23 protein-coding genes and 2 tRNA genes are annotated in these 23971 nt (G+C 73.5%); 14 read left to right on the top strand and 11 right to left on the bottom strand.

Annotated elements, in window-relative coordinates; genetic code table 11:
- Positions 1-152 precede the first annotated feature (152 nt).
- Together A4R25_RS21805 and A4R25_RS21800 are read left to right on the top strand one after the other, a co-directional pair.
- Entirely contained in the window at positions 153-674 is a 522-nt protein-coding gene (locus A4R25_RS21805; protein WP_043328464.1) for a M48 family metallopeptidase, read from the top strand.
- 107 nt (positions 675-781) lie between these two features.
- A complete protein-coding gene (locus A4R25_RS21800) occupies positions 782-1402 on the top strand; it encodes a hypothetical protein (protein WP_064447898.1) in 621 nt (206 codons plus the stop codon).
- A gap of 180 nt (positions 1403-1582) precedes the next feature.
- Here the strand turns inward: A4R25_RS21800 and A4R25_RS21795 are convergent, their stop codons facing one another.
- A complete protein-coding gene (locus tag A4R25_RS21795; RefSeq protein ID WP_082931089.1) occupies positions 1583-2854 on the bottom strand; it encodes a zinc-dependent metalloprotease in 1272 nt (423 codons plus the stop codon).
- A gap of 115 nt (positions 2855-2969) precedes the next feature.
- On the opposite strand from A4R25_RS21795, the gene A4R25_RS21790 reads away from it, so the two are divergent.
- The 7 genes from A4R25_RS21790 to A4R25_RS21760 all read left to right on the top strand — a co-directional run bounded on the left by A4R25_RS21790 (position 2970) and on the right by A4R25_RS21760 (position 9369).
- Entirely contained in the window at positions 2970-3983 is a 1014-nt protein-coding gene (locus A4R25_RS21790; RefSeq protein ID WP_176722737.1) for a PDZ domain-containing protein, read from the top strand.
- A gap of 127 nt (positions 3984-4110) precedes the next feature.
- A complete protein-coding gene (locus A4R25_RS21785) occupies positions 4111-7101 on the top strand; it encodes a UPF0182 family protein (RefSeq protein ID WP_231915599.1) in 2991 nt (996 codons plus the stop codon).
- 148 nt (positions 7102-7249) lie between these two features.
- A complete protein-coding gene (locus A4R25_RS21780; protein WP_043328470.1) occupies positions 7250-7759 on the top strand; it encodes an RNA polymerase sigma factor in 510 nt (169 codons plus the stop codon).
- On the top strand, positions 7749-8678 hold the full coding sequence (locus tag A4R25_RS21775) for a hypothetical protein (RefSeq protein WP_064447895.1): 930 nt from the start codon (positions 7749-7751) through the stop codon (positions 8676-8678). The genes A4R25_RS21780 and A4R25_RS21775 overlap by 11 nt, the downstream gene beginning before the upstream one ends.
- Positions 8679-8728: 50 nt before the next feature.
- Positions 8729-8802, top strand: a tRNA-Met gene (locus A4R25_RS21770).
- A 136-nt stretch (positions 8803-8938) separates the two neighbouring features.
- Positions 8939-9012: transfer RNA gene (locus tag A4R25_RS21765), tRNA-Met, on the top strand.
- 108 nt (positions 9013-9120) lie between these two features.
- Entirely contained in the window at positions 9121-9369 is a 249-nt protein-coding gene (locus A4R25_RS21760; RefSeq protein ID WP_043328474.1) for a hypothetical protein, read from the top strand.
- Between the two features lie 115 nt (positions 9370-9484).
- Here the strand turns inward: A4R25_RS21760 and A4R25_RS21755 are convergent, their stop codons facing one another.
- Positions 9485-10810, bottom strand: coding sequence for an ABC transporter substrate-binding protein (locus tag A4R25_RS21755; protein WP_043328476.1), 1326 nt, complete (start codon positions 10808-10810; stop codon positions 9485-9487).
- A gap of 124 nt (positions 10811-10934) precedes the next feature.
- On the opposite strand from A4R25_RS21755, the gene A4R25_RS21750 reads away from it, so the two are divergent.
- Positions 10935-11768, top strand: coding sequence for a phosphoribosylaminoimidazolesuccinocarboxamide synthase (locus A4R25_RS21750; protein WP_043328477.1), 834 nt, complete (start codon positions 10935-10937; stop codon positions 11766-11768).
- 3 nt (positions 11769-11771) lie between these two features.
- On the opposite strand, the gene glpK is transcribed toward A4R25_RS21750, so the two are convergent.
- On the bottom strand, positions 11772-13256 hold the full coding sequence (gene glpK / locus A4R25_RS21745; RefSeq protein WP_197494944.1) for a glycerol kinase GlpK: 1485 nt from the start codon (positions 13254-13256) through the stop codon (positions 11772-11774).
- Positions 13257-13320: 64 nt separating this feature from the next.
- Between glpK and A4R25_RS21740 the strand changes: the two genes are divergently transcribed.
- Positions 13321-14259 (top strand): ribose-phosphate pyrophosphokinase, encoded by a 939-nt coding sequence (locus A4R25_RS21740; RefSeq protein WP_064447893.1) that lies wholly within the window; start codon positions 13321-13323, stop codon positions 14257-14259.
- Here A4R25_RS21740 and A4R25_RS21735 read toward each other — a convergent pair.
- Positions 14240-14695, bottom strand: a complete 456-nt coding sequence (locus tag A4R25_RS21735; protein ID WP_043328481.1) for an ATP-binding protein — start codon at positions 14693-14695, stop codon at positions 14240-14242. The two genes, A4R25_RS21740 and A4R25_RS21735, sit on opposite strands and share 20 nt — an antisense overlap.
- Positions 14696-14810: 115 nt before the next feature.
- On the opposite strand from A4R25_RS21735, the gene macS reads away from it, so the two are divergent.
- Positions 14811-15932, top strand: a complete 1122-nt coding sequence (gene macS / locus A4R25_RS21730; RefSeq protein ID WP_064447892.1) for a MacS family sensor histidine kinase — start codon at positions 14811-14813, stop codon at positions 15930-15932.
- Positions 15933-15943: 11 nt separating this feature from the next.
- The gene (locus tag A4R25_RS21725; RefSeq protein ID WP_176722742.1) at positions 15944-16576 is read left to right on the top strand and encodes a response regulator transcription factor; all 633 of its coding nucleotides are present in this window, start codon (positions 15944-15946) and stop codon (positions 16574-16576) included.
- On the opposite strand, the gene A4R25_RS21720 is transcribed toward A4R25_RS21725, so the two are convergent.
- From A4R25_RS21720 to A4R25_RS21710, 3 genes are all read right to left on the bottom strand, one after another.
- Positions 16577-17149 carry a DUF5709 domain-containing protein gene (locus A4R25_RS21720; RefSeq protein ID WP_043328485.1) on the bottom strand — a complete coding sequence of 191 codons (573 nt, stop codon included), beginning with the start codon at positions 17147-17149 and terminating at the stop codon, positions 16577-16579. It lies immediately after the preceding gene.
- An 80-nt stretch (positions 17150-17229) separates the two neighbouring features.
- Positions 17230-17877, bottom strand: a complete 648-nt coding sequence (locus A4R25_RS21715; protein ID WP_231915598.1) for an ATP-binding protein — start codon at positions 17875-17877, stop codon at positions 17230-17232.
- A gap of 80 nt (positions 17878-17957) precedes the next feature.
- Positions 17958-18956 carry an SDR family oxidoreductase gene (locus A4R25_RS21710; protein WP_043328486.1) on the bottom strand — a complete coding sequence of 333 codons (999 nt, stop codon included), beginning with the start codon at positions 18954-18956 and terminating at the stop codon, positions 17958-17960.
- A 194-nt stretch (positions 18957-19150) separates the two neighbouring features.
- On the opposite strand from A4R25_RS21710, the gene A4R25_RS21705 reads away from it, so the two are divergent.
- Positions 19151-20419, top strand: a complete 1269-nt coding sequence (locus A4R25_RS21705; protein WP_064447891.1) for a glycosyltransferase — start codon at positions 19151-19153, stop codon at positions 20417-20419.
- Here A4R25_RS21705 and A4R25_RS30750 read toward each other — a convergent pair.
- The 4 genes from A4R25_RS30750 to rsgA all read right to left on the bottom strand — a co-directional run bounded on the left by A4R25_RS30750 (position 20302) and on the right by rsgA (position 23856).
- Entirely contained in the window at positions 20302-21267 is a 966-nt protein-coding gene (locus A4R25_RS30750; protein ID WP_176722743.1) for a hypothetical protein, read from the bottom strand. The two genes, A4R25_RS21705 and A4R25_RS30750, sit on opposite strands and share 118 nt — an antisense overlap.
- 60 nt (positions 21268-21327) lie before the next feature.
- Positions 21328-22146 (bottom strand): histidinol-phosphatase, encoded by an 819-nt coding sequence (gene hisN, locus A4R25_RS21700; RefSeq protein WP_064447890.1) that lies wholly within the window; start codon positions 22144-22146, stop codon positions 21328-21330.
- A 68-nt stretch (positions 22147-22214) separates the two neighbouring features.
- Positions 22215-22907: a DUF6348 family protein gene (locus tag A4R25_RS21695; protein WP_064447889.1), complete on the bottom strand. Its 693-nt coding sequence runs from the start codon at positions 22905-22907 to the stop codon at positions 22215-22217.
- 55 nt (positions 22908-22962) lie between these two features.
- Entirely contained in the window at positions 22963-23856 is an 894-nt protein-coding gene (gene rsgA, locus A4R25_RS21690) for a ribosome small subunit-dependent GTPase A (RefSeq protein WP_231915597.1), read from the bottom strand.
- Between the last annotated feature and the right edge of the window lie 115 nt (positions 23857-23971).

The following is a 23971-nucleotide window of genomic DNA, read 5'->3' as shown; positions in this document are numbered from 1 at the left end:
GGTCATCTACCAGCGCAAAGAATTTTTTCTGGACTCCTGACAATCAACCGCCATTTTCCGGGCGCGTGTCGTCGTGTTGACTCTTGCGGAGTCCTGGTCAGTACGCATTAGCTTTCCATCGTGACAGTCAACCGAGGCTGCGCGGGCCGGTAATGGCCGTGACGCGGAAGCCCGTCGTCGAGGTACGGCGCAGTCAGCGCCGGCGGCGCACGGTGTCCGCGTACCGGGACGGGGAGCGCGTCGTCGTGCTGATCCCCGATCAGTTCTCCCGGGCCGAGGAGAGCGAGTGGGTCGACCGGATGCTGGCCCGGCTCGCCGCCCGCGAGGGCCGGCTCGCCCGCTCGGACGCCGAACTGCTCGCCCGCGCCCGCCGCCTGATCGACAGCTACCTTCCCGAGTACGGCTCGGCCGCCGTGCCCGCGAGCGTGCGCTGGGTGACCAACCAGAACGGCCGCTGGGGCTCCTGCACCCCCGCCGACCGCACCATCCGGATCTCGCACCGGATCCAGGACATGCCCGACTGGGTGATCGACTACGTCCTCCTGCACGAGCTGACGCACCTCATCGTGCCCAGTCACAACGCCGAGTTCTGGGCGCTGGTCGCCCGGTACCCGCGCTCGGAGCGGGCGCGCGGCTACCTGGAGGGCGTGGCCGCCACCGCCGCCATCCCCTGACCGCGCCCCCGGCCGTGCGCGGTTGATCATGAGGTTGGCCTGGTGATCCGTCCGTTTCGTCACCGTCAACTTCATGATCGCGTGTGGGGTGGGGTTAAGGTCGGCGGGTGTCCCGACGTGTGGTGGTGGCGTTGCTCGGCCCGGTGACCTGGACGCCGCCCGGAATCGAGCCGGCGCGATGGCGTACCGCCCTCGCCGAGGACGTGGTCGACCTGCTGGCCACGCTGAACGAGGTGGAGACCGCCGTCGCGGTCGCCGCACCGGACCGCTGGCTGGCCGACGCCGTGGTCTGGCCCGGCACCCCGGTGTACGAGGTGCCGGAGCCGACGCCGAACGCGGTGTTCGCGACGCTCGCCGCTGCCGGCCCGGAGGCGGTCTACGACCAGGTGGCAGTGGTGGCGGCGGACGCGCCGGACGTGCCGGGGCTGACGCTCGGCAAGCTGCTGCGGCCGCTGACCACCCGGCCGGTGGCGGTGGCCCCGGTCGAGGGAGGCGGAACCGGGCTGCTGGGAGTGGCTGCTCGACTGCCCGTACCGGCGTGGTTGCCGGCGCTGGACCTGGACACGACCGCGCCGGCCGAGGTGCGCCGGGCCGCGCCGAGCCCGGGGGACGTGGCGGTCACCGCCGGCTGGCGCCGGATGCGCGGTCCCGCCGACCTGGCCGCGCTCGACCCGGCCGTCGAGGGCTGGGAGGCCACCCGGGCCCTGCTGTCCGGCCGCCCCGTCTGACCCCTGTCCCTACTGCCTCGCCGCGCATCCGGCCTCGCCGCGCATCCGGCCACTCCGCCGATCTTGGAGTTGTGGTGCCTGACAAACGTCGCTACTCGGGCATCCTGGGCGCCACAACTCCAAGATCGACGGGCCGGGCCGGGCCGGGCCGGGCCGGGGCGGGCCCGGGGGTGTACTGCGTCAGCGCTTGTCGTCGTCCTCGCCGGGGGACTTCTCCTCCGGGGCGCCCGGCGCGGAGAAGTCGAAGTTCGCCAGCTCGTCGTCGAGATCGGTGCTGGTCGTGGCGAACGCCTCCGGCGCGGCGAAGTCGTCGTCGGAGGGCAGCAGGTCCGGGTGGCCCCAGATCGCGTCCCGGCCGGCGATGCCGCGGTGCTCGGTCAGCGCCGCCCACAGCACAGTGGCCTCGCGCAGCCGGCGGGGCCGCAGTTCGAGACCGACGAGCGCGGCGAACGTCTGCTCGGCCGGGCCACCCGCGGCGCGGCGGCGGCGGAACGCCTCGCCGAGGCGTACGACGTTGGGGAGGCGGTCACCGGCGGCGCTGTCGACGACGTGGCAGACCCAGCCCTCGACCAGGGCGAGTACGGTCTCCAGCCGGGCCAGCGACGCCTTCTGCGCGGGAGTGTCCTCGGGCGTGAAGATGCCCTCCAGCGCGATCGCCTGCATCGACTCCGGGTCGGTCGGGTCGACCCGGCCCATCGCCTCCTCGATCGCCTCCCGGTTGACCCGGATGCCCGCGGCGTAGTTCTCCACCGCGGTCAGCACGTGCCCGCGCAGCCACGGCACGTGCTGGAACAGCCGCTGGTGGGCGGCCTCGCGCAGGGCCACGTAGAGGCGTACCTCGTCCTCGGGCAGCTCCAGGCCCTCGCCGTACGCCTTGATGTTGGCGGGGACGAGCGCGGCGGTGCCGGCGGGGCCGAGCGGCAGGCCGATGTCGCCGGCGGAGAGCACCTCGGCGGCGAGCGAGCCGAGCGCCTGGCCGAGCTGGCCGCCGAAGAGCGCGCCGCCCAGCGTGGCGACCATCGACTGCATCGGGCCGAGCTGGGCGCGGGCCTCCGGCGGCACCAGGTCGCCCATCGCGCCGACCATCCGGCTGGCGACCGGGTCGCAGAGCTTGCGCCACACGTCGAGCGTCTTGAAGATCCACTCGTTGCGGTTCCAGGCGACCGAGGTGCGGATGCCGGAGGGCCACGAGGTCGCCGGCTCCAGCCAGAGGTCGGCGATACGCAGCGCCTCCTCGACCGCGTTGCGTTCGAACGGCGACACCGCCGGGTCGCCGGCGGCGGCGAGCTGGCTGGCGGCTACCTGCCGGGCGAGGTCCCAGTTGACCGGCCCGCTGCCCGGCGCCGAGAGCAGGTGCTGCAACTGCGACATGAACTGCTGCATCGCCGCGGGATCGTTGGGGTCCGGTGGTTGACCACCCGGGAGCGCGAAACCGAACGGAATATCAGGCACGACGTCTACGGTACGCGGGCCCCGCCGCAGGTCGTGCCACTCGGCGTTGCGCTGAGGGCGAAGTCCTCGGGTCACCGCGCCGGGCGGCGGGGCGCGGATCGGTACGCTCTGGCGCATGAGACGTCGCGGCGTGACCGTCCTGCTCGGTGCCCTGCTCACCGCACTGCTCAGCGTCGGTGTGCTGAGCGTGCCGCTGCCGTACGTGGTGCTCGGCCCGGGTCCGACGGTGAACACGCTGGGCAGCGAGGACGGCAAGGAGGTCATCCAGGTGACCGGCCGCTCGACGTCGACGTCCGCCGGTCAGCTCCGGCTCACCACGGTCGGCGTGCAGCCGACGGTGCGGCTCCGGTCGGCGCTGGCCGGATGGTTCTCCTCGGACGAGGCGGTGGTGCCGCGCGAGCTGGTCTACCCGCCGGGGCAGTCGCAGGAGGAGGTCGAGAAGCGCAACGCGGAGGACTTCCAGAACTCGCAGACCAGCGCCGAGACGGCGGCCCTGCGTGAGCTGGGCTACCCGATCAAGGTGCTGGTCAAGGCGGTCACGGCGGGCGGGCCGTCGGCCGACGTGCTGCGCCCCGACGACGTGCTCACCTCGGTCGACGGGGTGCCGGTGACGAGCGCGGCCAAGCTGACCGAGCTGATCCGGTCGAAGCCGGCCGGCACCGCGCTGCGGATCGGCTACACCCGCGGCGACACCCCCGGCACGGCCACGGTGACCAGCCAGGAGCAGGACGGCCGGCCGCGGATCGGCGTGGAGATCGACCAGCAGCAGCCGCACCCGTTCACCCTCAAGATCGACCTGGGGGACATCGGCGGGCCGAGCGCCGGGCTGATGTTCTCGCTCGGCATCATCGACAAGCTGGAGCCGGCCGACCTGACCGGCGGCAAGATCATCGCCGGTACCGGCACCATCGACGACGAGGGCCGCGTCGGCCCGATCGGCGGTATCGCGCAGAAGCTCGTCGGCGCCAAGGAGGCCGGCGCGAACGCGTTCCTGGTGCCCGCCGACAACTGCGCCGAGGCCGTCCGCAACCCGCAGCCGGGCCTGCCGATGCTGAAGGTCGCCACGCTGGACGAGGCATTGAAGGCGCTCGAGGCGCTGCGTACCGGGGGGCAGCCGACGCGCTGCTGAACCGGCCGGGACCACGACTGCTGTGCCGATCGTGACGTGACCTTGACCCGACGTGCTCAGGATGACCCCGTACTCTTGGTGCCTGGTCGGAGCCGATCACATCGAGCGTGCGGAGCCAACAGTGGTCATGCGTAGCAGTCCCTTGCCGAGGATGAGCCGACGCGGACGCGTCACCATCGGTGTCCTGATCGGGGTGTTCGTCTTGTTCACCCTGCTCGGCTGGGGCGTCAACGCATGGACGGACTGGCTCTGGTTCAACGAGGTCCGCTACACCCAGGTCTTCACCGGCGTGCTCGCCACCCGGCTGCTGCTGTTCCTGGTGGTCGGCGTCGGCATGGCGCTGATCGTGGCCGGCAACCTCTGGCTCGCCTACCGGCTGCGACCCCGGATGCGCCCGCACTCGGCCGAGCAGGCCACGCTGGAGCGCTACCGGATGCTCCTGAGCCCTCGCCTCGGCACCTGGATCGCGCTCGCCGCCGCCGTCGTCGGGCTGTTCGCCGGCCTGTCCGCGCAGAGCCGGTGGAGCCAGTGGCTGCTGTTCCGCAACGGCGGCGACTTCGGCGTGAAGGACCCCGAGTTCGGCATCGACGTCGGCTTCTACGTCTTCCAGCTCCCGTTCTGGCGCTACCTGCTCGGCGTCGGCTTCACCGCCGTCGTGCTGTCCCTGCTCGGCGCGCTCGCCGTGCACTACATCTTCGGCGGGGTGCGGCTGCAGGGCGTCGGCGACCGGATGACGAACGCCGCCCGCGCCCACCTCAGCTCGCTGGTCGCGTTCTTCGTGCTGCTCAAGGCCGTCGCGTACGTGCTGGACCGGCGGGCCATGCTGTTGGAGTACAACGACAGCGCCAAGCTCTACGGCGCCGGCTACGCCGACGTCAACGCGCTGCTGCCGGCGAAGGAGATCCTCGCCTGGATCTCCGTCCTGGTGGCGCTGGCGATCATCGTGTTCTCCAACGCGGTCATGCGGAACCTGGTTTGGCCGGGCATCTCGCTCGCCCTGCTCGGCGTCTCCGCGGTCGCGATCGGCGGCATCTACCCGTGGGCCGTGCAGACGTTCGAGGTCAAGCCGAGCGCCCGGGACAAGGAAGCGCCGTACATCGAACGCAGCATCAAGGCCACCCGCACCGCGTTCGGCCTCGAAGGCACGAAGACCACACCGTACGCGGCGAGCAACCTCGTTCCACCCGCCAGCCTGGCCACCGACACCTCGGTGGTGCAGAACATCCGGCTGCTCGACCCGCAGCTGGTCTCCGAGACGTACACCCAGCTCCAGCAGGTACGTGGCTTCTACGACTTCGGCTCGAAGCTGGACATCGACAGGTACTCGGTCAAGGACAAGACCTCCGACTACGTGGTCGGCGTCCGTGAGATCAACTACGGCGAGCTGACCGACCAGCAGAGCAACTGGATCAACCGCCACACCGTCTACACCCACGGGTACGGCCTGGTGGCCGCCCCGGCGAACCAGGTGGTCTGCGGCGGGCAGCCGTACTTCGTCTCCGGATTCCTGGGTGAGAAGGCGCAGGAGGCGTGTTCCTCGCCGGCCGAGGAGATCCCGGCCCAGCAGCCGCGGATCTACTACGGCGAGCGGATGGAGCCCGGGGACTACGCGATCGTCGGCCAGAGCGGCGACCGCAACGTCGAGTTCGACCGGCCCACCTCCACCGGTGGCGAGCAGTACTACACCTACAGCGGCGAGGGCGGCGTCAAGATCGGTTCGTTCCCGCGCCGTCTGCTCTACTCGATCAAGGAGCAGGAGCCGAACTTCCTGCTCTCCGAGGCGGTCAACGAGAACTCGAAGCTGCTCTACGTGCGCAACCCGCGTGACCGGGTGGAGAAGGTCGCCCCGTTCCTCACGCTCGACGGCGACCCGTACCCGGCGGTCGTGAACGGCCGGGTCCTGTGGATCATCGACGGCTACACCACGGCGGCGACCTACCCGTACGCCGAGCGGGTCAACCTCCAGGCGGAGACCGCCGACGAGCTGACCGGCCGGGGCACGTTCCAGCTCGCCCGGGAGAACGTCAACTACATCCGCAACTCGGTGAAGGCGACGGTCGACGCCTACGACGGCACGGTCAAGCTCTACTCGTACGACGACACCGACCCGGTCCTCAAGGCGTGGAACAAGGCGTTCGGCGGTGACCTGGTGCTGCCCAAGGGCGACATCCCGGCCGAGCTGGCCGAGCACTTCCGCTACCCGGCGGACATGTTCAAGGTGCAGCGCAACCTGCTCACCAAGTTCCACGTCACCGACCCCGGCGACTTCTACTCCGGCCAGGACTTCTGGCAGGTGCCGAACGTGCCGGACGCGCCGGACAGCGGGCAGAAGCAGCCGCCGTACTACCTCTTCACCCAGTTCCCCGGGCAGGAGGGGCCACGCTTCCAGCTGACCTCCGCGGTCACTCCGAACGGGCGGCAGAACCTCGCCGCGCTGGTCTCCGGCTCGTACGTCGACGGCAAGCCACAGCTGGAGGTGCTGGAGCTGCCGGACCAGACCCGGATCTCCGGGCCGACGCAGGTGCACCAGCAGATGACGAACAACGGCGACATCCGGCAGCAGCTCAACCTGCTCTCCTCGAACCAGGCCCAGGTGCAGTACGGCAACCTGCTCTCGCTGCCGTTCGCCGACGGCATGCTCTACGTCGAGCCGGTCTACGTGAAGAGCAGCAACCAGGACGCGTACCCGCTGCTGCAGAAGGTGCTGCTCTCCTACGGTGACGGCGGCTCGTACGTGGTGCTCGCCAACAACCTCAACGACGGCATCAAGCAGCTCGTCGAACAGGGCAAGCGGGCGCCGAACAACAACCCGCCGCCGAGCACCGACGACAACGAGACGCCGACGCCGACGCCGACCGGGGGTGACAACAACACCCCGCCGGCGACCGGCGAACTGGCCCAGGCGGCGGCCCGGGTGCAGACCGCGATCAGCGAGGTCAAGGCCGCGCAGGCGTCCGGCGACTTCGAGCGGTACGGGCGCGCGCTGAAGGCGCTGGACGAGGCGATGAGCGCGTTCCAGCAGGCACAGTCCGCGGCCGGCGGCTCGGGCAACCCGGCGCCGTCGGGCAGCGCCTCACCGCCGGCGCCCACGTCGCCCGCGCCCACGCCGAGCGGCTGACGCCGAGCCGACACCACGAGCCCGTGGTCCGGGACCGCAACGGTCACCGGACCCCGGGCTCGTGTCGTCTTCCGGACTCCCCGCCCGCAACCCCGGACCGCACTGCGCCGTCAACAGTGCAGGTGGACGTGTGGGGGCGGGAGGGCACATGCGGGACGCGAACAGCTTCGACGACTTCTACCGCAGCACGTCGGGGCGGGCCATCCGGTACGGCTACGCGGTGGCCGGCGACCCGGCCGAGGCCCAGGACCTCGTGCAGGAGGCGTACGCGCGGGCCTGGCGGCAGTGGGCGAAGCTCGCCGCCCATCCCGCTCCGGAGGCGTGGCTGCGGCTGGTGATCAGCCGGCTGGCGGCCGACCGGTTCCGGCGGCTGCGCGGGTGGCGCCTCGCGGCCAGCCGCACCGGGCCGCCGCCCGACGTCGGGCCGCCGGGCGAGGACACCGTGCTGCTGGTCGGGGCGCTGCGGCAGCTTCCGCCCCGGCACCGGCAGGCGCTCGCCCTGCACTACCTGTTCGACCTGCCGGTGGAGGAGATCGCCCGGGAGGCCGGGGTTCCCGCCGGCACTGTGAAGTCCTGGCTGTCCCGGGGACGGGCCCGGCTGGCCGAGCTGTTGCCCGGCGTCGCCGCCGAGGAGCTGGAGGTCAACGATGTCGCCTGAACTGCACCGCTACTACCGGTCCCTCGCCGCCGACACGGACGAGCGGGTGCTGCCGGCGCCGGACCGGCTGCGCCGCAGCGCCGACCGCTGGGCCCGCCGCCGGGCCGCGCTGACCGTCCTGGCCGCCGCCGGGCTGGTCGCGGGCACGGTGGCCGGCAGCCAGCTGGTGCTCGCCGCCGGGCCGGGCCCCGACCCGGCTCCACCGCCCGCGGGTACGCCCACCCCGCGGCCGTCGTCCGTCGCGCCTTCGGTCGTGCCGTCGTCGCCGCCCCCGCCGTCGCCGTCCGTCGGCCGTACCCCCGGCTCGCGGAGCCCGGCCGTGACCACCACGCCTCCGGCCGCGGCGACCCCGACCACGATCCCGGACCGGGCGTTCTTCGTGCTGCCCGCCGCGAACGACGCCGGTACCGGCAACTACTTCGGCCCGGGGCCGGTGCTGCCGGTGCTCTGCGGCGCGAGCCCCGGCGACGAGCGGGTGGTGGCGCGGCGGGCCCGGTCGCTGCCGTACCGGCGGGCCGGGGCCTCGGCCGACGAGGTGCCGTCGGGCAACTACCGGCACAGCATCACGATCTACCGGTCCGGCGGCGCCGGCGCCGCGCTGGCCGAGCTGCGCGCGGCGGTGCGGGCCTGCCCCGAGCAGCCCGCCCGGGGTACGCCGCCGGTGACGGTGCGGCAGCGTCTGCTGCCCGACAGCGGGTACGGCGACGAGTCGGTGCTGTTCGAGACGCGGACGCCGTACCGGGACGCGAACGGCGATCCGAGCGGCGGCGACGAGGTGCACCTGATTCGGGCGGTCCGCGTCGGTGACGTGGTGTCGCTGCTGTGGGAGCAGGGCTGGGAGAGCACCTCGACCGAGCGCGCCCAGTTCGACGCGGACAGCCGCCGGGCGGTCGAGGCGGTCCGGCGGTGGCTGGACTGAGTACCCGTTTTGCGCCTCCCCGGGTCGGTGCGCTACGGTTGTCGAGCCGACGCGGGGTGGAGCAGCTCGGTAGCTCGCTGGGCTCATAACCCAGAGGTCGCAGGTTCAAATCCTGTCCCCGCTACTCGTGACGAAGGGCCCCGGAGTTCTCTCCGGGGCCCTTCGCCGTTTCCGCCTGCCGCCGGTCCGCGCGGGCCGGCGGCAGGATCGGGGACCCGGCTGATCTCCGGGATCGGAGTGCGATAAGCTTTACGAGCCGACGCGGGGTGGAGCAGCTCGGTAGCTCGCTGGGCTCATAACCCAGAGGTCGCAGGTTCAAATCCTGTCCCCGCTACTCGTGACGAAGGGCCCCGGAATTCTTTCCGGGGTCCTTCGCCGTGTCCGGCGACATCCGCCCTCATCCGCCGTGCCCCGGTTGCGGGTCTCGGCGAGGATGGGGGGCATGTCTGCATGGAACAAGTGGTGGGGCCGCCTGGGCGCGGTCCTCGGTACGGTCGTGCTCTCGGTGTTCGTGCCGGTCGCGGCCTGGGCGTCGTCGGGCACCGGCGAGATCGTGGTGGAGGCGGCGCGCCGGCGCGGTCGCGGCGGGTTCGGCTTCCTCGGCCTGCTCTGCTGCCTCGTGGTGGTCGGCGGCATCGTGCTGCTGGTGCTGCTGCTCACACGCGGACGCCGCAACCGCCCTCCGCGCTGACCCCCGGGCCCGCCCGCCCCGGCTGATCATGAAGTTGGCGGTGCGCCGCGTCCGATTTGTCGCCGCCAACCTCATGATCACCGGGCAGGGCGGTCGGTCGGGCGCGGCGGGCGGGTCAGCTCGCCAGGGCGGCGTTGGCCTGGGCCATGAAGCGCGAGGTGGCGGTGCGGGCGCCGGAGCGCTTGCCGCGGATGCTCTCGGCCGCGTCGATCAGCAGGGTGCGGACCTTGGCGTGTCCCTTGGGCGGCGGCGCGGGTGACGGACCGGCCAGCCCGTCCAGTTCGGCGCCGAGCGCGGCCATGCGCTTCTCGGACCGGTCGGTCAGCTCGCCGGCGACGAACGAGCGCACCTGCTTGCTGGCGTTGAGGCCGCGCTCCACGCCGAGGAGCCGGCCGGCCGCCACGTTCGTGGTCAGGAAGTCGATCACGTTCGCCACCACCTCCGGGTGGCGGGTGCCCTGGAAGCCGGCCCAGTACATCGACGCCCGGGGCCACTGGGCGGCGGGCGTGCCCGGAAAGGCCACCGCCGCCAGCTCGTCGTCGGTCAGGCGTTGCAGCTCCGGCAACTGGTGCGACCAGGCGAACGAGGCCGCGGTGTGCCCGGTGACCACGAGCTGGCGGGCCAGCTCGCCGCTGTCCGCCTGCTCGACCAGCGCGGCGCTCGGGGTGGCCCGGCCGAAGCGGGCCACCTCCCAGAACTCGAACCAGTCGAGCAGCTCGGCCGAGCTGAAACCGAGCTGCCGCCCCCGGTACATCTCGCTGCCCTGGCCGCGCAGCCACAGCCAGAGCGCCCGGTAGTCGCCGGAGGCGTCCATGGTGCCAGCCACCCGGTTGCCGGAGGCGCGGGTCACGCGGGCGGCCCAGGCGACGTACTCCTTCCAGGGCATCCCGGTGCGCGGCTCGGGCTGGCCCAGCCGGCGCAGCAGCGCGCGGTTGAACACCAGCGCCGCGCTGGTCTGCGCGGCCGCCACGCCCACGGTCCGCTCGTCCACCTGGCCGTAGCGGGCCAGCTGCGCCGGCACCTCGCGCAGGTCGATCCGCCCGTCGGTGGCGTACGGGCTGAGGTCGAGCAGGATGTCCCGGCCGGCGTACTCGGCGAGCAGCGTGTCGTCGATCTGGAACAGGTCCGGCGGGTTGCCGCCGGTGGCCTGGGTGGCCAGCCGGTCGTAGTAGCCGCTCAACCCCTGCCAGGTGACCCGGAAGCTGACCCGGGGGTTCTGCTGCGAGTACAGGCGCAGCGCCTGCTCGGTGGCCGCCGCCCGCCGGTCGCCGCCCCACCAGAACACCGACAGCTCGACCGGGCCGTCGTCGACGGCCGCCTCCTCCGGGCTGCACCCGGCCAGTGCCGGCAGCCCGCCGCCGAGCAGCGGCAGCCCGGCGAGCGCGCCGAGAAGCCGTCGCCGGTCCAGGCCGGGACGGGGTACGGACTGCGCAGCGGGCACGGATCTCTCTCCGAACGTCGGTGGACGGATCATTTCACCGGCCCCTACGGCGGGGTGTCAACGCCGGGCGGGACCTCCGGTGGGCGCGCCGGGCGGCCCTCGCCGGTCATGGTGTACTAGCGCCGTGGAACTTCTGCATTCGGGCAAGGTCCGGGACGTCTACGCCGACGGCGAGGACCTGATCCTGGTCGCCACCGACCGCGTCTCCATCTACGACGTGGTGCTGCCGACCCCGATCCCGGACAAGGGCCGCCTGCTCACCGCGCTGTCGCTGTGGTGGTTCGAGCAGCTGTCCGACCTGGTGCCGAACCACGTGATCTCGGCGACGGACGTGCCGGCGGAGTTCGCCGGCCGGGCGATCCGCTGCCGCCGGCTGGACATGGTGCCGGTCGAGTGCGTGGCCCGGGGCTACCTGACCGGCGGCGGCTTCGCCGAGTACCAGCGCACCGGCTCGGTCTCCGGGGTGCCGCTGCCGCGCGGCCTGGTCGAGGCGTCGATCCTGCCCGAGCCGATCTTCACGCCGTCGACGAAGGCGCCGAAGGGCGAGCACGACGAGCCGATCACGTACGAGCAGGTGGTCGATAAGGTCGGCCCGGAGGTCGCGGAGCGGCTGCGGCAGATCACCATCGACGTCTACCGGCGCGGCGCGGAGATCGCCGCCGAGCGGGGCATCCTGATCGCGGACACGAAGCTGGAGCTGGGCTGGGCGGCGGACGGCACGCTGGTTCTCGGCGACGAGGTGCTCACCTCCGACTCGTCCCGGTTCTGGCCGGCCGAGTCGTACCAGCCGGGCCGCGCCCAGTTCTCCTACGACAAGCAGTACGTGCGGGACTGGGCCACGTCCAGCGGCTGGGACAAGCAGCCGCCCGCGCCGGAGGTGCCGGCCGAGGTGATCGAGGCGACCCGGGCCCGCTACGTCGAGGTGTACGAGAAGCTCACCGGCAACCGCTGGGACTGACGCTCACTCGGCCCAGTCGAGCGTGCGCTGGACCGCCTTGTGCCACTGGCGCAGCTCACGCTCCCGGTGCGCCGGGTCCATCGTCGACTCCCACTGCGCGTCCGAACGCCACTTCTCGCGCAGCGTGGCCAGGTCCGGCCAGAACCCGACGGCCAGGCCGGCGGCGTACGCGGCGCCGAGGCACGTCGTCTCGGTGATCCGGGACCGTACGACCGGCACGGCCAGCACATCGGCGAGGAACTGCATGAGCAGCTCGTTGCCGGTCATCCCGCCGTCGACCCGCAGCCGGCGCAGCGCCACGTCGGAGTCGGCGTTCATCGCGTCGACCACCTCGCGGGTCTGGAACGCTGACGCCTCCAGCACCGCGCGGGCCAGGTGCCCCTTGGTGATGTAGCCGGTCAGCCCGGCGATCACGCCCCGGGCGTCGCTGCGCCAGTGCGGGGCGAACAGGCCGGAGAAGGCCGGCACCACGTAGCAGCCGCCGTTGTCGTCGACGGTGCGGGCCAGCTCCTCGACCTGCGGGGCGGTGGAGATCAGGCCGAGGTTGTCGCGCAGCCACTGCACCAGCGAGCCGGTGACCGCGATGGCGCCCTCCAGCGCGTACACGGCGGGCTGGCCCTCGATCCGGTACGCCACGGTGGTGAGCAGGCCGTGCCGCGACGGCACCGGGCTGGCCCCGGTGTTGAGCAGCAGGAAGCTGCCGGTGCCGTAGGTGCACTTGGCCTCGCCGGGCTGGAAGCAGGTCTGCCCGAACAACGCGGCCTGCTGGTCGCCGAGCGCGCTCGCCACCGGCACCCCGGCCAGCACCCCCTGGGCGGTGCCGTACACCTCGGCCGAGCTGCGGATCTCGGGCAGCACGGCGGCCGGGACGCGCAGCGCGTCGAGCAGCTCCGGGTCCCAGTCGAGCGTCTCCAGGTCCATCAGCATGGTGCGGCTGGCGTTCGTCACGTCGGTGACGTGCCGGCCGGTCAGCTTCCAGATCAGCCAGCCGTCCATGGTGCCGAACAGCACCTCGCCGCGCTCGGCCCGCTCGCGCAGCCCGTCGACGTGGTCGAGCAGCCAGCGCAGCTTCGGCCCGGCGAAGTAGGTGGCCGGGGTCAGGCCGGTGCGGGCCCGCAGCCGCTCCTGGTCGTACGTCTCGGTCAGCTCCCGCAGCAGCGGGCCGGTGCGGGTGTCCTGCCAGACGATCGCGTTCGCCACCGGGCGGCCGGTCTCCCGGTCCCACACCACAGTGGTCTCCCGCTGGTTCGTGATGCCCACCGCGGCCAGCGACTCGGTGCCGATGTCGGCGCTGGCCAGCGCCTCGCGGACCACGTGCTCGACGTTCGTCCAGATCTCCTCGGCGTCGTGTTCCACCCAGCCCGGCCGGGGGAAGATCTGCCGGTGCTCGCGCTGGGCCACGGCGACGATCTCGCCGGCCCGGTCGAAGACGATGCAGCGCGACGACGTGGTGCCCTGGTCGATGGCGGCGACGAACTCTGCGGTCACGGCAGCACCGTACCCGCCGCGAGTGTCCACCGTCTCCTCCCGGCGGCCCGTACGATCATCAGACGTGCGTGACATTGCCGTGTTCAGCGGGTCGGCCCATCCGGTCCTCGCCGCCGAGATCTGCGCCCACCTCCACGTCCCGTTGCATCCGGTGCGGGTGTCCCGGTTCGCCAACGACTGCCTGGAGGTGCAGTTGCAGGCGAACTGCCGGGAGCGCGACGTCTTCCTCATCCAGCCGCTGGTGCCGCCGGTGCAGGAGCACCTGGTCGAGCTGCTGCTCATGATCGACGCGGCCCGGGGCGCGTCGGCCGCCCGGATCACAGTGGTGCTGCCGCACTACGCGTACGCCCGGTCGGACAAGAAGGACGCGCCGCGCATCTCCATCGGCGGCCGGCTCGTCGCCGACCTGCTCACCTCCGCCGGCGCGCACCGGGTGCTGGCCATGACGCTGCACTCGCCGCAGGTGCACGGCTTCTTCAGCGTCCCGGTGGACCACCTGCACGCGCTGCGGGAGCTGGCCGCCCACTTCAAGGGGCACGACCTGGGCAACGCGGTGGTGGTCTCGCCGGACCTGGGCAACGCCAAGGAGGCCGCCGCGTTCGCCCGGATGCTGGGTACGCCGGTGGCGGCCGGCGCGAAGCAGCGCTTCAGCGACGACCGGGTGCAGATCAGCACGATCATCGGCGACGTGACGGACCGGGACGTGATCGTGCTGGACGACGAGATCGCCAAGGGCAGCACCGTGATCGAGCTGATCTCGCACCTGCGCGAGCGGCGGGTCCGTTCGATCCGGCTGGCCTGTACGCACGGCCTGTTCTCCAGCGGGGCGCTGGAGCGGCTCAGCGCGCAGGAGGGCGTACTGGAGATCGTCTGCACCAACACCGTGCCGATCCCGGCGGAGAAGCGGGTGCCGAAGCTGGAGGTGCTGTCGGTGGCGCCGGCTCTGGCCGAGGCGATGCGGCGGATCCACAACGGGGAGTCGGTCAGCGCCCTGTTCGCCTGACGGTGGCGAGCGCGGCGGTGATCCGGACGACGGTGCCGGCGTCGCCGGTCTCCACCTCCATCGTGTCGCTCAGCTCCCGGGCCAGCCAGAGGCCCCAGCCGCCGGCGGTGTCCGGCGCCGGCCGGTCACGGTCGCGCAGCCGCCGCTCGCTGATCCCGGGCCCGTGGTCGGCGACCTGGCAGACCAGCTCGCCGTCGCGCTGCCAGAGTCGCAACCAGCCCTGCCCGCCGCCGTGCCGCACCGCGTTGGTGATCAGCTCGTTGACCGCCAGCACGAAGTCGTCCAGCCGTTGACCGGACAGGCCGGAGTCCTGCGCGCAGGAGGTCACCGAGTGCCGCAGCTCGGTCACCTGCGCCTGACCGAAGGCCGTGGCGAGAAGGAGGGAAGGTTCGATGGGCACAACCGTACGCGGTGCGGGGAGTTCTGCGTCTGTCATGACCCCGTCCCGACGATGGCTCTCGACGACTTTCGCGGCATTTCAACCGTACGTCAGGGTTTCTCGGGCCGCACCGGCCGGGGTCCCCTCGACCGGCTGTGACAGGGTGACGCACATGCCGTCGTCCTCCGGCCTCGAGGGCCCGTTCTGGCGCTCCATCGCGGTGTTCCGGTTCGCCGCGCTCGCGTACGTCGGGCTGGTCGTGCTGCGCGACGCGGACCGCTACGCGCACCCGGTCGCCGCGGGCGGCGTCCTGCTGGCGATGCTGGCCTGGAGCGGCGTGACGGCGGCCGGCTACGGCCGCCCGGCCGGGCGGCGCTGGCCGCTGCTGCTGGCCGACCTCGGCGTGGTGCTGGCGATCATCCTGGTCACGCCCTGGGTGGTCGGGCGTGCGGCGCTCGCCGCCGGCGTGCCGATGCTGACCGCCGCCTGGCTGGCCGGGCCGGTGCTCGCCTGGGCGGTCTCCGGCGGGCGGCGGCGCGGCGCGGTGGCCGCGCTGGTGCTCGGCGGCGCCGACCTCGCCACCCGGGACCGGATCAGCCCGTCCGCGCTGACCGGGGCGATCCTGATGTTGCTCGCAGGTGTGGTGGTCGGGCACGTGGCGCGGCTGGCGGTGCAGGCGGAGGAGCGGTTGCAGCGGGCGGTGGAACTGGAGGCGGCGACCCGGGAACGGGAGCGGCTGGCCCGCGACATCCACGACTCCGTGCTCCAGGTGCTCGCGCTGGTCCGGCGGCGCGGCGCGGACCTGGACGGCGAGGCGGCCGAGCTGGCCCGGCTGGCCGGCGAGCAGGAGGCCGCGCTGCGGGCGCTCATCGGCCGGGCGGGCGCGCCGCCGGACCCGGCCGGGGCCGAGCAGGACCTGCGCGACCTGATCGACAGGTACGCCTCGGCCACCGTCGTGGTGTCCGCGCCCGCCACCCCGGTGCCGTTGCCCGCGCGGACCGCCGGTGAGCTGGGCGCGGCGGTCGGCGCGGCGCTGGACAACGTGGCCCGGCACGCCGGTGGGCGGGCCTGGGTGCTGATCGAGGACGAGGAGGAGACGGTGACCGTCTCGGTACGCGACGAGGGGCCGGGCATCCCGGACGGGCGGCTGGCGGAGGCCGCCGCGCAGGGGCGGCTCGGGGTGGCGCAGTCCATCCGGGGCCGGGTGGCCGACCTGGGCGGCGAGGTGCGGATCGCGTCCGCGCCGGGCGCCGGCACCGAGATCGAGCTGATCGTGCCGAGGAGCCGCGGGTGAGCATCCGGGTGATGGTGGTCGACGACCACCCGATGTGGCGCGAGGGCGTGGCCCGCGACCTCACCGAGGCGGGTCACCAGGTGGTGGCGACCAGCGGCGAGGGGCGGCAGGCGGTACGGGTGGCCGCGGCGGCCCGCCCCGACCTGGTCGTGCTCGACCTCCAGCTGCCGGACATCTCCGGCGTCGAGGTGATCCGGGGGCTGCGCGCGGCGTTGCCCGAGGTGCGGGTGCTGATGCTCTCGGCCAGCGGCGAGCCGCAGGGCGTGCTGGACGCGGTCAAGGCCGGCGCCACCGGCTATCTGGTCAAGTCGGCCGCCCCGGCGGAGTTCCTGGACGCGGTGCGCCGCACGGCGGCCGGCGAGCCGGTGTTCACGCCGGGCCTGGCCGGGCTGGTGCTGGGGGAGTACCGGCGGCTGGCCGCGGCGCCGCCCGCCCCGGACGACGACGCACCCCGGCTCACCGAGCGGGAGACCGAGGTGCTGCGCCTGGTCGCCAAGGGGCTGTCCTACAAGCAGATCGCCGACCGGCTGGGCCTGTCCCACCGGACCGTGCAGAACCACGTGCAGAACACCCTGGGCAAGCTCCAGTTGCACAACCGGGTCGAGCTGACCCGGTACGCCATCGAGCGGGGCCTGGACGGCTAGCTAGCGGGCGTCCGGCGGGCGGGTCTCGTGCACCGCCAGCTCCTCCGCGCTGGCCCCGCCACCGGCCGCGCCCGCGTCGTAGGCGACGTTGTCGGTCTCCTGGTCGGTGTGCGCGCCCTCGTCCGGCTCGACCAGCCGGCCCACCTGGTGGTCGGCGACGGTGCCGAGCTGACCGTGGTCGTACACGGAGACGGGGGAGTCCGGGTCGGATACCGGGCCCGGGTCGATCACGTCGGCGTCGAGCTGGGCCTGCGCGGCGGCCTCCTCGCTGTCCGCCTCGGCGGCGATGTCCGGGTCGACCGGGCCGGCCAGCGGGTCGTCGGCGGGACGCTCGTACTGCTCGCGCTGGAGCTTGTAGTCCAGCGACTCGCCGTCGAGCTGCTCCTCCGCCGTGGTGCCGAACTCGTCCACCGCGACCGGCGTGCGGTCGCCGGGGAGCTGGGCCGGCTCGGGGCCGTCCGCCTCGCGCCCGGTCAGCACGTCGTCGTTGGCGGTGGAGTCGTCGTCGGCGGTGTCGGGCAGGCCCGCCGCCTCGGGATCGGACACGGGGGTGGGGTACTCGTCGTCGCGCATGCTCGGGAACTACCCACTGCGCTCCCCGCCCTAACCGCGACCGGCCGGGTGGATCGGGAGCAACAGGGCGAAAGGGCACCTCAGTTGCGGACCGCCGCCTCGTCCTCGACGTACAGCACGCACCACACCACCTTGCCGTCGGGCAGCGGAGTGCTGCCCCAGCGCCGGGCCACCGTGTCGATGAGCAGCAGCCCGCGCCCGCCCAGCGCGTCCGCCGCCGCCGGACCCGCGTACGCGGGCTGCCCGGCCGAGTGGTCGCGGACGGCCACGTGCAGCGCGTTGCCGCGCGGCGCCAGCCGGAGCGTCATCGGGGTCAGCGCGTGCGCCACCACGTTGTTGACCATCTCGGTGACCGCGATGCAGGCCGGTTCGACCAGCTCCGGCAGGCCCCACCGGAGGCACCCGGCGGAGACCAGCGACCGTGCCTCGCGCGCGGCCTCGACCACCGGGGGCAGTTCGACGCCGAGCGGGTCCGGCGGCGGGTCCGGCGGCGTGGCTTCCGGGTCGAGCAGCATCTCGCTGGCCGGCCAGTCGGACACCGCCCGGCAGACCTCGTCCAGCGCGTCGCGGGCCAGCGGGTCGGCGATACGCACCCCGGACAGGTCCACGAGCAGCAGGCCGGGGCGCTGCCACAGCCGGGCCAGCAGCGCGTCCCGCACGGCCTCCACCTCGGCCCGGTCGAGCACGCCGGTCAGCCGGACTCTCGCGGAGGAATCGTCGGTCTCCACCAGGCAACGCGCATCCGTCGGCATGATCGCCCCATTGTGCACCTCGGCCGCCGCCCGCGCACCGGTCCGGTCGGCGGGACTCACGGCCGGCCCGTCCGGGACCGGCGGCTGATCGCCGCCGCCGTGCCGACAGCGGTGCCGGCCGCCAGACCGACGGCCGCGGTGAGCCGCAGCAACTGACCCCGCCGCCCGGACCAGCCGTCGGTCCGCTCCGCCGCCGCGCCGGGGGTGAAGACGGCGCCGGTGGAGTCGGCGCGTACGCCGGGCCCGAACTGGGTGCGCGCGGTGTACCAGCCCATCACCCGCTCGGCCAGCGCCGGGGCGAGCCGCCACTGGAGCCCGATCAGCCGGGCCGCGCCGCCCGCGTACGCCTCCCGCCGGGGCCGGCGCAGCAGCTTCACGATCGTCTCGGCGACCATCTCCGGCGGGTACACCGGCGGTGGCGGGGTCAGTTCCCGGCCGGTGTGGTTGGCCGCGTGCCGGAAGAACGGCGTGTCGATGGTGGCCGGCAGCACCGTGCAGATCGAGATGTTGCCCCGCCCGGTCACCCGCAGCTCCTGCCGGACCGTGTCGGCCAGGCCGCGGATCGCGTGCTTCGTAGCGTTGTACGCCGACTGGTACGGCATCGCCACCTCGGCCAGCACCGAGGCGTTGTTGACCAGCACCCCGCCACCGGCGGCGGTCAGCCAGGGCAGCGCCGCGCGTGTCCCGTACACGGCCCCCAGCAGGTTCACGTCCACCACCCGGCGGAACTCGGCCACCGGGATCTCGTCGAACAGTCCCACGGTGCCGACCGCCGCGTTGTTGACCCAGGCGTCGATCCGGCCGAACTCGGCCACCGCCCGCGCCGCGAGCTGCTCCACCGCCTCCGGGTCGGTCACGTCGGTGGGCACCACCAGGGCCCGTCCGCCCAGTTCCCGGCAGCTCGCCGCCACCCGGCGCAGCGCCGACCCGGTCCGGGCGGCGAGCACCACGTCGGCGCCCCGCTGGGCCAGCGCGTACGCGGTCGCCGCGCCGATCCCGCTGGAGGCGCCGGTGATGACGACCGTGGCGTCGGAGAGGCTGCGGGTTAGCGGCATTCTCCGGCGGTACCCCCGGGCCGCCCGGTCATGCCGACCGATTTCGACGGTGATCGGGTTCGGTCGGCCGTCCCGCTCGCGGGACAGCGGTGGCCCGGTGACCCCGATCTGCCAGGTTTGGGCGCGCCGGACCTGGGTTAATGGGACGCTCTGACCGGAGACCCCGCTACGCGAGAAACGCATGGAGGTGCACCATGCGCGTCGGCCTTGTATGCGCGCACGCCGGCTCGTCCACCGACGGTCCCACCGTCGGGACGCAGGAGCACATTGCGCGCGTGGCGGCGGAACTCGCCGCCCGGGGCCACGACGTCCGCGTGTACGAGCGCCGTGCCGCCGCCGCCCAGCCCGCCCTGACCGAACTCGACGGCTACCGGGTGGAACGTGTGCCGGTCGGCCCGCCCGACGTGCTCTCCACCGCCGAGCTGGTGCCCTTCGTCGCCGAGTACGGCCGCTGGCTGGCCGGGCAGTGGGCCGGTGACTGGACCCCCGACGTGGTGCACGGCCACTACTGGGTCGGCGGGCTGGCCGCCGCCCACGCGGTACGCGCCACGGACATCCCGGTGGTGCAGACGTTCCACTCGCTCGGCGTCGAGCAGCTGCGGCACCTCGGGCCCCGGTACGGCGGCCCGGGCGAGCGCATCCCGCTGGAACGGGCGCTGACCCGGGCGGTGGACGTGGCGGTGGCCCAGTGCAACGACGAGGTGGACGAGCTGACCCGGATGGGCCTGCAGCGCACGTCGGTGGCGATGGTGCCGACCGGGGTGGACACCGGCCAGTTCCATCCGGACGGCGAGGCGGCGCCCCGCGACCAGCGGGCCCGGATCCTCTCCGTCGGCGGGCTCGCCCCCGGACACGGGCAGGACGACCTGATCCGGGCGATGCGGCTGGTCGGCGACGCGGAGCTGGTGATCGCCGGTGGCCCGCCGGCCGAGCGGCTGGACGGGCACGCCGAGGCGCGCCGGCTGCGGGAGCTGGCCGAGCGGGCCGGCGTGGCGGAGCAGGTGAAGCTGGTCGGCGCGGTGCCGCACGACCAGATGGCGACCTGGTACCGCTCCGCCGACGTGGTGGCCTGCACGCCGCACTACGCGTCGGCCGGGCGGGTGTCGCTGGAGGCGATGGCCTGCGGCGTGCCGGTGGTCGGTTACGCCATGGGCGGCATCGCCGACGCGGTGGTGGACGAGGTGACCGGCAAGCTGGTGCCGCCCGGTGACGTACGCACGCTCGGGGTCACGCTGCGCCGGCTGCTGTCGGACAACGCCGGGCGGTTCGCGTACGGGCACGCCGCGGTGGACCGGGTCCGGTGCAGCTACACGTGGGAACGTACCGCCGCCGCGCTGGAACGTCTCTACGAGCGGGTGATCGGGCGTCGCCGCCCGGCCACGCCGATCGAGCCGACGCCGGTCGAGGTGACGCCGCCGGTCGAGGTGGCCGTCTCGGAACGGGGACCGGTCGAGGCGGCCTGAACCGGCACCATCCCGGCGCCCACTATCGCCTTCTGGCGGGCGCTGGCGTGGTGGTGCTGCGGTTCGGCGTACCGGGTCAGGCCGACCACCGCCGCGAGCGTGACCAGGAAGCCCAGACCGGCCAGCCACTCCCGGCCGGGCCAGATCTTGTCGTTGAGCAGCAGCAGGCCGACGATCGCCGCGGGCACCGCCCCGGCGGCGTCCATCGCGGCCACCGCCGCCGTGGTCGACCCGCGCTGCATGGCCAGGCCGAGCAGCAGCTGGCCGATGACCGAGTGCACGATCAGCAGGTAGAGCAGCGGGTCGCGGACGAACGCCTCCACCGATCCGGCCGAGGCGAGCGGGCGCGCCGCCACCGCGGCGGCGGAGAACGCCATCCCGGCCAGCGAGCCGAGCACCACCGACCCGAGCGCGCCGTGCAGCCGGGCGGCGAAGAACCCGGACCCGGCGATCGCGAACACCGCCACCGCCAGGCCGACCAGCCCGGCGGTGCCGAGCTGCCGCGACGGCGCCGGCTGGGCCGACAGCACCAGCGCGGTGATGCCGGCGAACAGCAGCACCAGCAGCACCACCTCGGCGGCCGGCAACCGCCACTTGAGCACCAGCACGCCGAGTACGGCGGTCACCCCGAGCCCGGCCGCCACGCTCGCCTGCACCAGGAACAGCGGCAGGTCGCGGCGGGCCAGGAACGCCAGCACGAAGCCGACCACCTGGCAGGTCAGGCCGATCAGGTACGTCCGGTGCCCGGCCAGGCGCAGCAGCAGTCCCGGGTCGAACGTGTGGTGCACGGTTGTCCGCGCCGCGGCGACCGACTGGAGAAGGTTGGCGAAGCCGTACGCGACGATCATCGCTGCCAGGAAGCACCAACCGGAGGAAACCACCTGGCGAGGATAGAGGCTCTTCCCGGTTCAGCGCTCGGCTGGACGGCCGAGCCGGGCCAGGATGTCGTCGTGCAGCGCGCCGTTGCTGGCCACGGCGCTGATGTCGGCGGAGTCCGCGCCCGCCGGGGCCGGCCGGCCGGCCAGATCCGTGATCACGCCACCCGCCTCGGTGACGATCGGCACCAGCGCGGCGATGTCCCACAGCGACAGCTCCGGCTCCACCATCACGTCCAGCGCGCCCTCGGCCAGCAGCATGTAACCGTAGAAGTCGCCGTACGCGCGGCTGCGCCAGGTGTCCCGCATGAGCTGGAGGATCGCGTCCAGCCGGCCGGCCTGCTCCCACCCGGTCAGCGACGAGTAGCAGATGCTCGCGTCGCCGAGCGCGGTGACGCCGGAGACCCGGATCGGCGTGCCGTCCGCCGGTCCGGCGCCGGCGAACGCGCCCGCGCCGAGCGCGCCCCACCAGCGGCGGCCCAGCGCCGGGGCGGAGACCAGGCCGAGCACCGGCCGGTCGTGCTCCAGCAGCGCGATCAGGGTGGCCCAGACCGGTACGCCCCGGACGAAGTTCTTCGTGCCGTCGATCGGGTCGATCACCCAGCGCCGCCCGTCCGGACCGGCCGGCGGCTGCTCGCCGTACTCCTCGCCGAGCAGGCCGTCGCCGGGACGGTGGGTGGCCAGCAGCGCTCGGATCTCCCGCTCCACGGCGGTGTCCGCGTCGGAGACCGGGGTCAGGTCCGGCTTCGACTCGACGCGCAGGTCCAGCGCGCGGAACCGGGCCGAGGAGACCGCGTCCGCGGCGTCGGCGAGCAGGTGGGCGAGGGCGAGATCGTCGGCGTACCCGGTCATGACGGACACGCTAGTGGCGTGACCACGACCGTCGGTCGTCGGGGCGTCACCCGAGCGCTGTCACCGCCTCAGTCGGGGCCGACCAGGAGGACGAAGGTGCGTGCCAGGCCGGAACGGTCGGTGCGCGGCCAGTCCAGAGCGGCGAGCGCGGCGGCGGACGGCTCGTGCCGCCGGCCGTTGATCCGCACCTCGCACTCGGTGACGTCGCCACCCTGGCCGACCAGCATGCGAACGCCGTTGAGATGTGGACGGTCCAGCCCGGCCGCGATCACCGGCGCCAGGGTCGACCACGGCATCGCCTCGGCGAACCACTCCTGCTTGTGCTGCGATCCGTCGGCGGACCATCCGGTCACGCCGCCGACGATCGCATGCCAGCCGGCGAACCCGCCCTTGTCGCCCGACCTGAAGTGGCTCGCCAGTCGCCCTCGCTGCTCGATCATCTCCAGGACCGTCACCAGGCAGGTCTCGATCCACGCCCCGATCGCCTGACGGGCCGCCTCGACCGGGTCGGCCGCCAGGCCGAGCGTGCAGTCGACGATCGTCGGCACGTCCGGCCGGTCCGCGTTCAGCAGGAGTTCCAGGTCCAGGTGGCGGTAGTCGTCGCTGTCCGGTGGAAGGACCCGGACGCCCAGCGATCCCGACCGCAGCATCGGCCCGTCGGTCATCCGCCACTCGCCACCCACCTCGGTGAGCATCGGCGCGGCCAGCTCCAGCACCCGCTCGGCGGGCAGAGGCCGTGGGGTCGGCCGGGGATCGATCATGGTGGGTCAGCGTACCGGCGAGGCCCGGCGCCGTGGGCCCGGCCGGCGACGCCGGTCAGGACCCGGCGAGCGGATCGCCGGGGTTGCGCTCCGGCTCGCGCGGGTCGCCCTCGCCGCTGCGGGAGGCCAGCAACCGCCGGTACGAGGCGAGCCGGCGCGCGTCCGCCTTCCCGGCGGCCACCCAGGCGTCCAGCGCGCAGTCCGCCTCGTCGGCGGTGTGCGGGCAGTTGGCCGGGCAGTCCACCGTCGCCTCGACGAGGTCCGGGAAGCCGTGCAGCAGGCTCTCGGCGGACACGTGGGCCAGCCCGAAGCTGCGTACCCCCGGGGTGTCGACGATCCAGCCGGTGTCGCCGTCGGCGCCGGGCTCGGCGGGCAGCCGCAACGCCACCGCGCTGGTCGAGGTGTGCCGGCCCCGGCCGATCGCGCTGACCGTGCCCACCGCGCGTGCGGCGTCCGGGACGAGGCGGTTGACGAGCGTCGACTTGCCCACGCCGGAGTGGCCCACCATCACCGAGACCCGGCCGGCGAGCAGCGCGCGCAGCGCGGCCAGGTCGGAGTCCGGGCGGATCAGCACGTACGGCAGCTCCAGCTCGGTGTAGTAGCCGAGCACCGCCTCCGGGCCGCCCAGGTCGGCCTTGGTGAGGCAGAGCAGCGGCTCGATGTCGGCGTCGTACGCGGCCACCAGGCAGCGGTCGATGAACCCGGTACGCGGCGGCGGGTCGGCGAGCGCGCTGACGATCACCAACTGGTCGGCGTTCGCCACCACCACCCGTTCCAGCCGCCCCTCGGCGGTGGTCTCGTCGTCGTCCGCGGTACGCCGCAGCACCGAGGTCCGTTCGGCGATGCGCACGATCCGGGCCAGCGCGCCCGGCGCGCCGGAGGTGTCCCCGACCAGACCCACCCGGTCACCCACCACCACCGACTTGCGTCCCAGCTCGCGGGCGCGCATGGCGGTGACGAGCGGGGCATCCGGCCCGGCCCCGGGCAGCACGCAGGTGTAGCGGCCCCGGTCGACGGCGATGACGAACCCGTCGACGGCGTCGGCGTGCCGAGGGCGGGTGCGC

The sequence above is a fragment of the Micromonospora sp. NBRC 110037 genome, from assembly GCF_001652995.1.
Classification (GTDB): domain Bacteria; phylum Actinomycetota; class Actinomycetes; order Mycobacteriales; family Micromonosporaceae; genus Micromonospora; species Micromonospora chalcea.
Note: the sequence above shows the minus strand (reverse complement) of the source record. Positions and strands in the feature narration are given on the sequence as shown.

Coding starts and splice junctions, on each gene's coding strand:
- A4R25_RS21805 (WP_043328464.1), top strand. CDS start 153: ATGGCCGTGACGCGGAAGCCCGTCGTCGAGGTACGGCGCAGTCAGCGC.
- A4R25_RS21790 (WP_176722737.1), top strand. CDS start 2,970: ATGAGACGTCGCGGCGTGACCGTCCTGCTCGGTGCCCTGCTCACCGCA.
- A4R25_RS21785 (WP_231915599.1), top strand. CDS start 4,111: ATGCGTAGCAGTCCCTTGCCGAGGATGAGCCGACGCGGACGCGTCACC.
- A4R25_RS21780 (WP_043328470.1), top strand. CDS start 7,250: ATGCGGGACGCGAACAGCTTCGACGACTTCTACCGCAGCACGTCGGGG.
- A4R25_RS21775 (WP_064447895.1), top strand. CDS start 7,749: ATGTCGCCTGAACTGCACCGCTACTACCGGTCCCTCGCCGCCGACACG.
- A4R25_RS21760 (WP_043328474.1), top strand. CDS start 9,121: ATGTCTGCATGGAACAAGTGGTGGGGCCGCCTGGGCGCGGTCCTCGGT.
- A4R25_RS21735 (WP_043328481.1), bottom strand. CDS start 14,695: ATGACAGACGCAGAACTCCCCGCACCGCGTACGGTTGTGCCCATCGAA.
- macS (WP_064447892.1), top strand. CDS start 14,811: ATGCCGTCGTCCTCCGGCCTCGAGGGCCCGTTCTGGCGCTCCATCGCG.
- A4R25_RS21725 (WP_176722742.1), top strand. CDS start 15,944: ATGGTGGTCGACGACCACCCGATGTGGCGCGAGGGCGTGGCCCGCGAC.
- A4R25_RS21720 (WP_043328485.1), bottom strand. CDS start 17,149: ATGCGCGACGACGAGTACCCCACCCCCGTGTCCGATCCCGAGGCGGCG.
- A4R25_RS21710 (WP_043328486.1), bottom strand. CDS start 18,956: ATGCCGCTAACCCGCAGCCTCTCCGACGCCACGGTCGTCATCACCGGC.
- A4R25_RS21705 (WP_064447891.1), top strand. CDS start 19,151: ATGCGCGTCGGCCTTGTATGCGCGCACGCCGGCTCGTCCACCGACGGT.
- A4R25_RS30750 (WP_176722743.1), bottom strand. CDS start 21,267: ATGATCGTCGCGTACGGCTTCGCCAACCTTCTCCAGTCGGTCGCCGCG.
- hisN (WP_064447890.1), bottom strand. CDS start 22,146: ATGACCGGGTACGCCGACGATCTCGCCCTCGCCCACCTGCTCGCCGAC.
- A4R25_RS21695 (WP_064447889.1), bottom strand. CDS start 22,907: ATGATCGATCCCCGGCCGACCCCACGGCCTCTGCCCGCCGAGCGGGTG.
- rsgA (WP_231915597.1), bottom strand. CDS start 23,856: ATGCGCGCCCGCGAGCTGGGACGCAAGTCGGTGGTGGTGGGTGACCGG.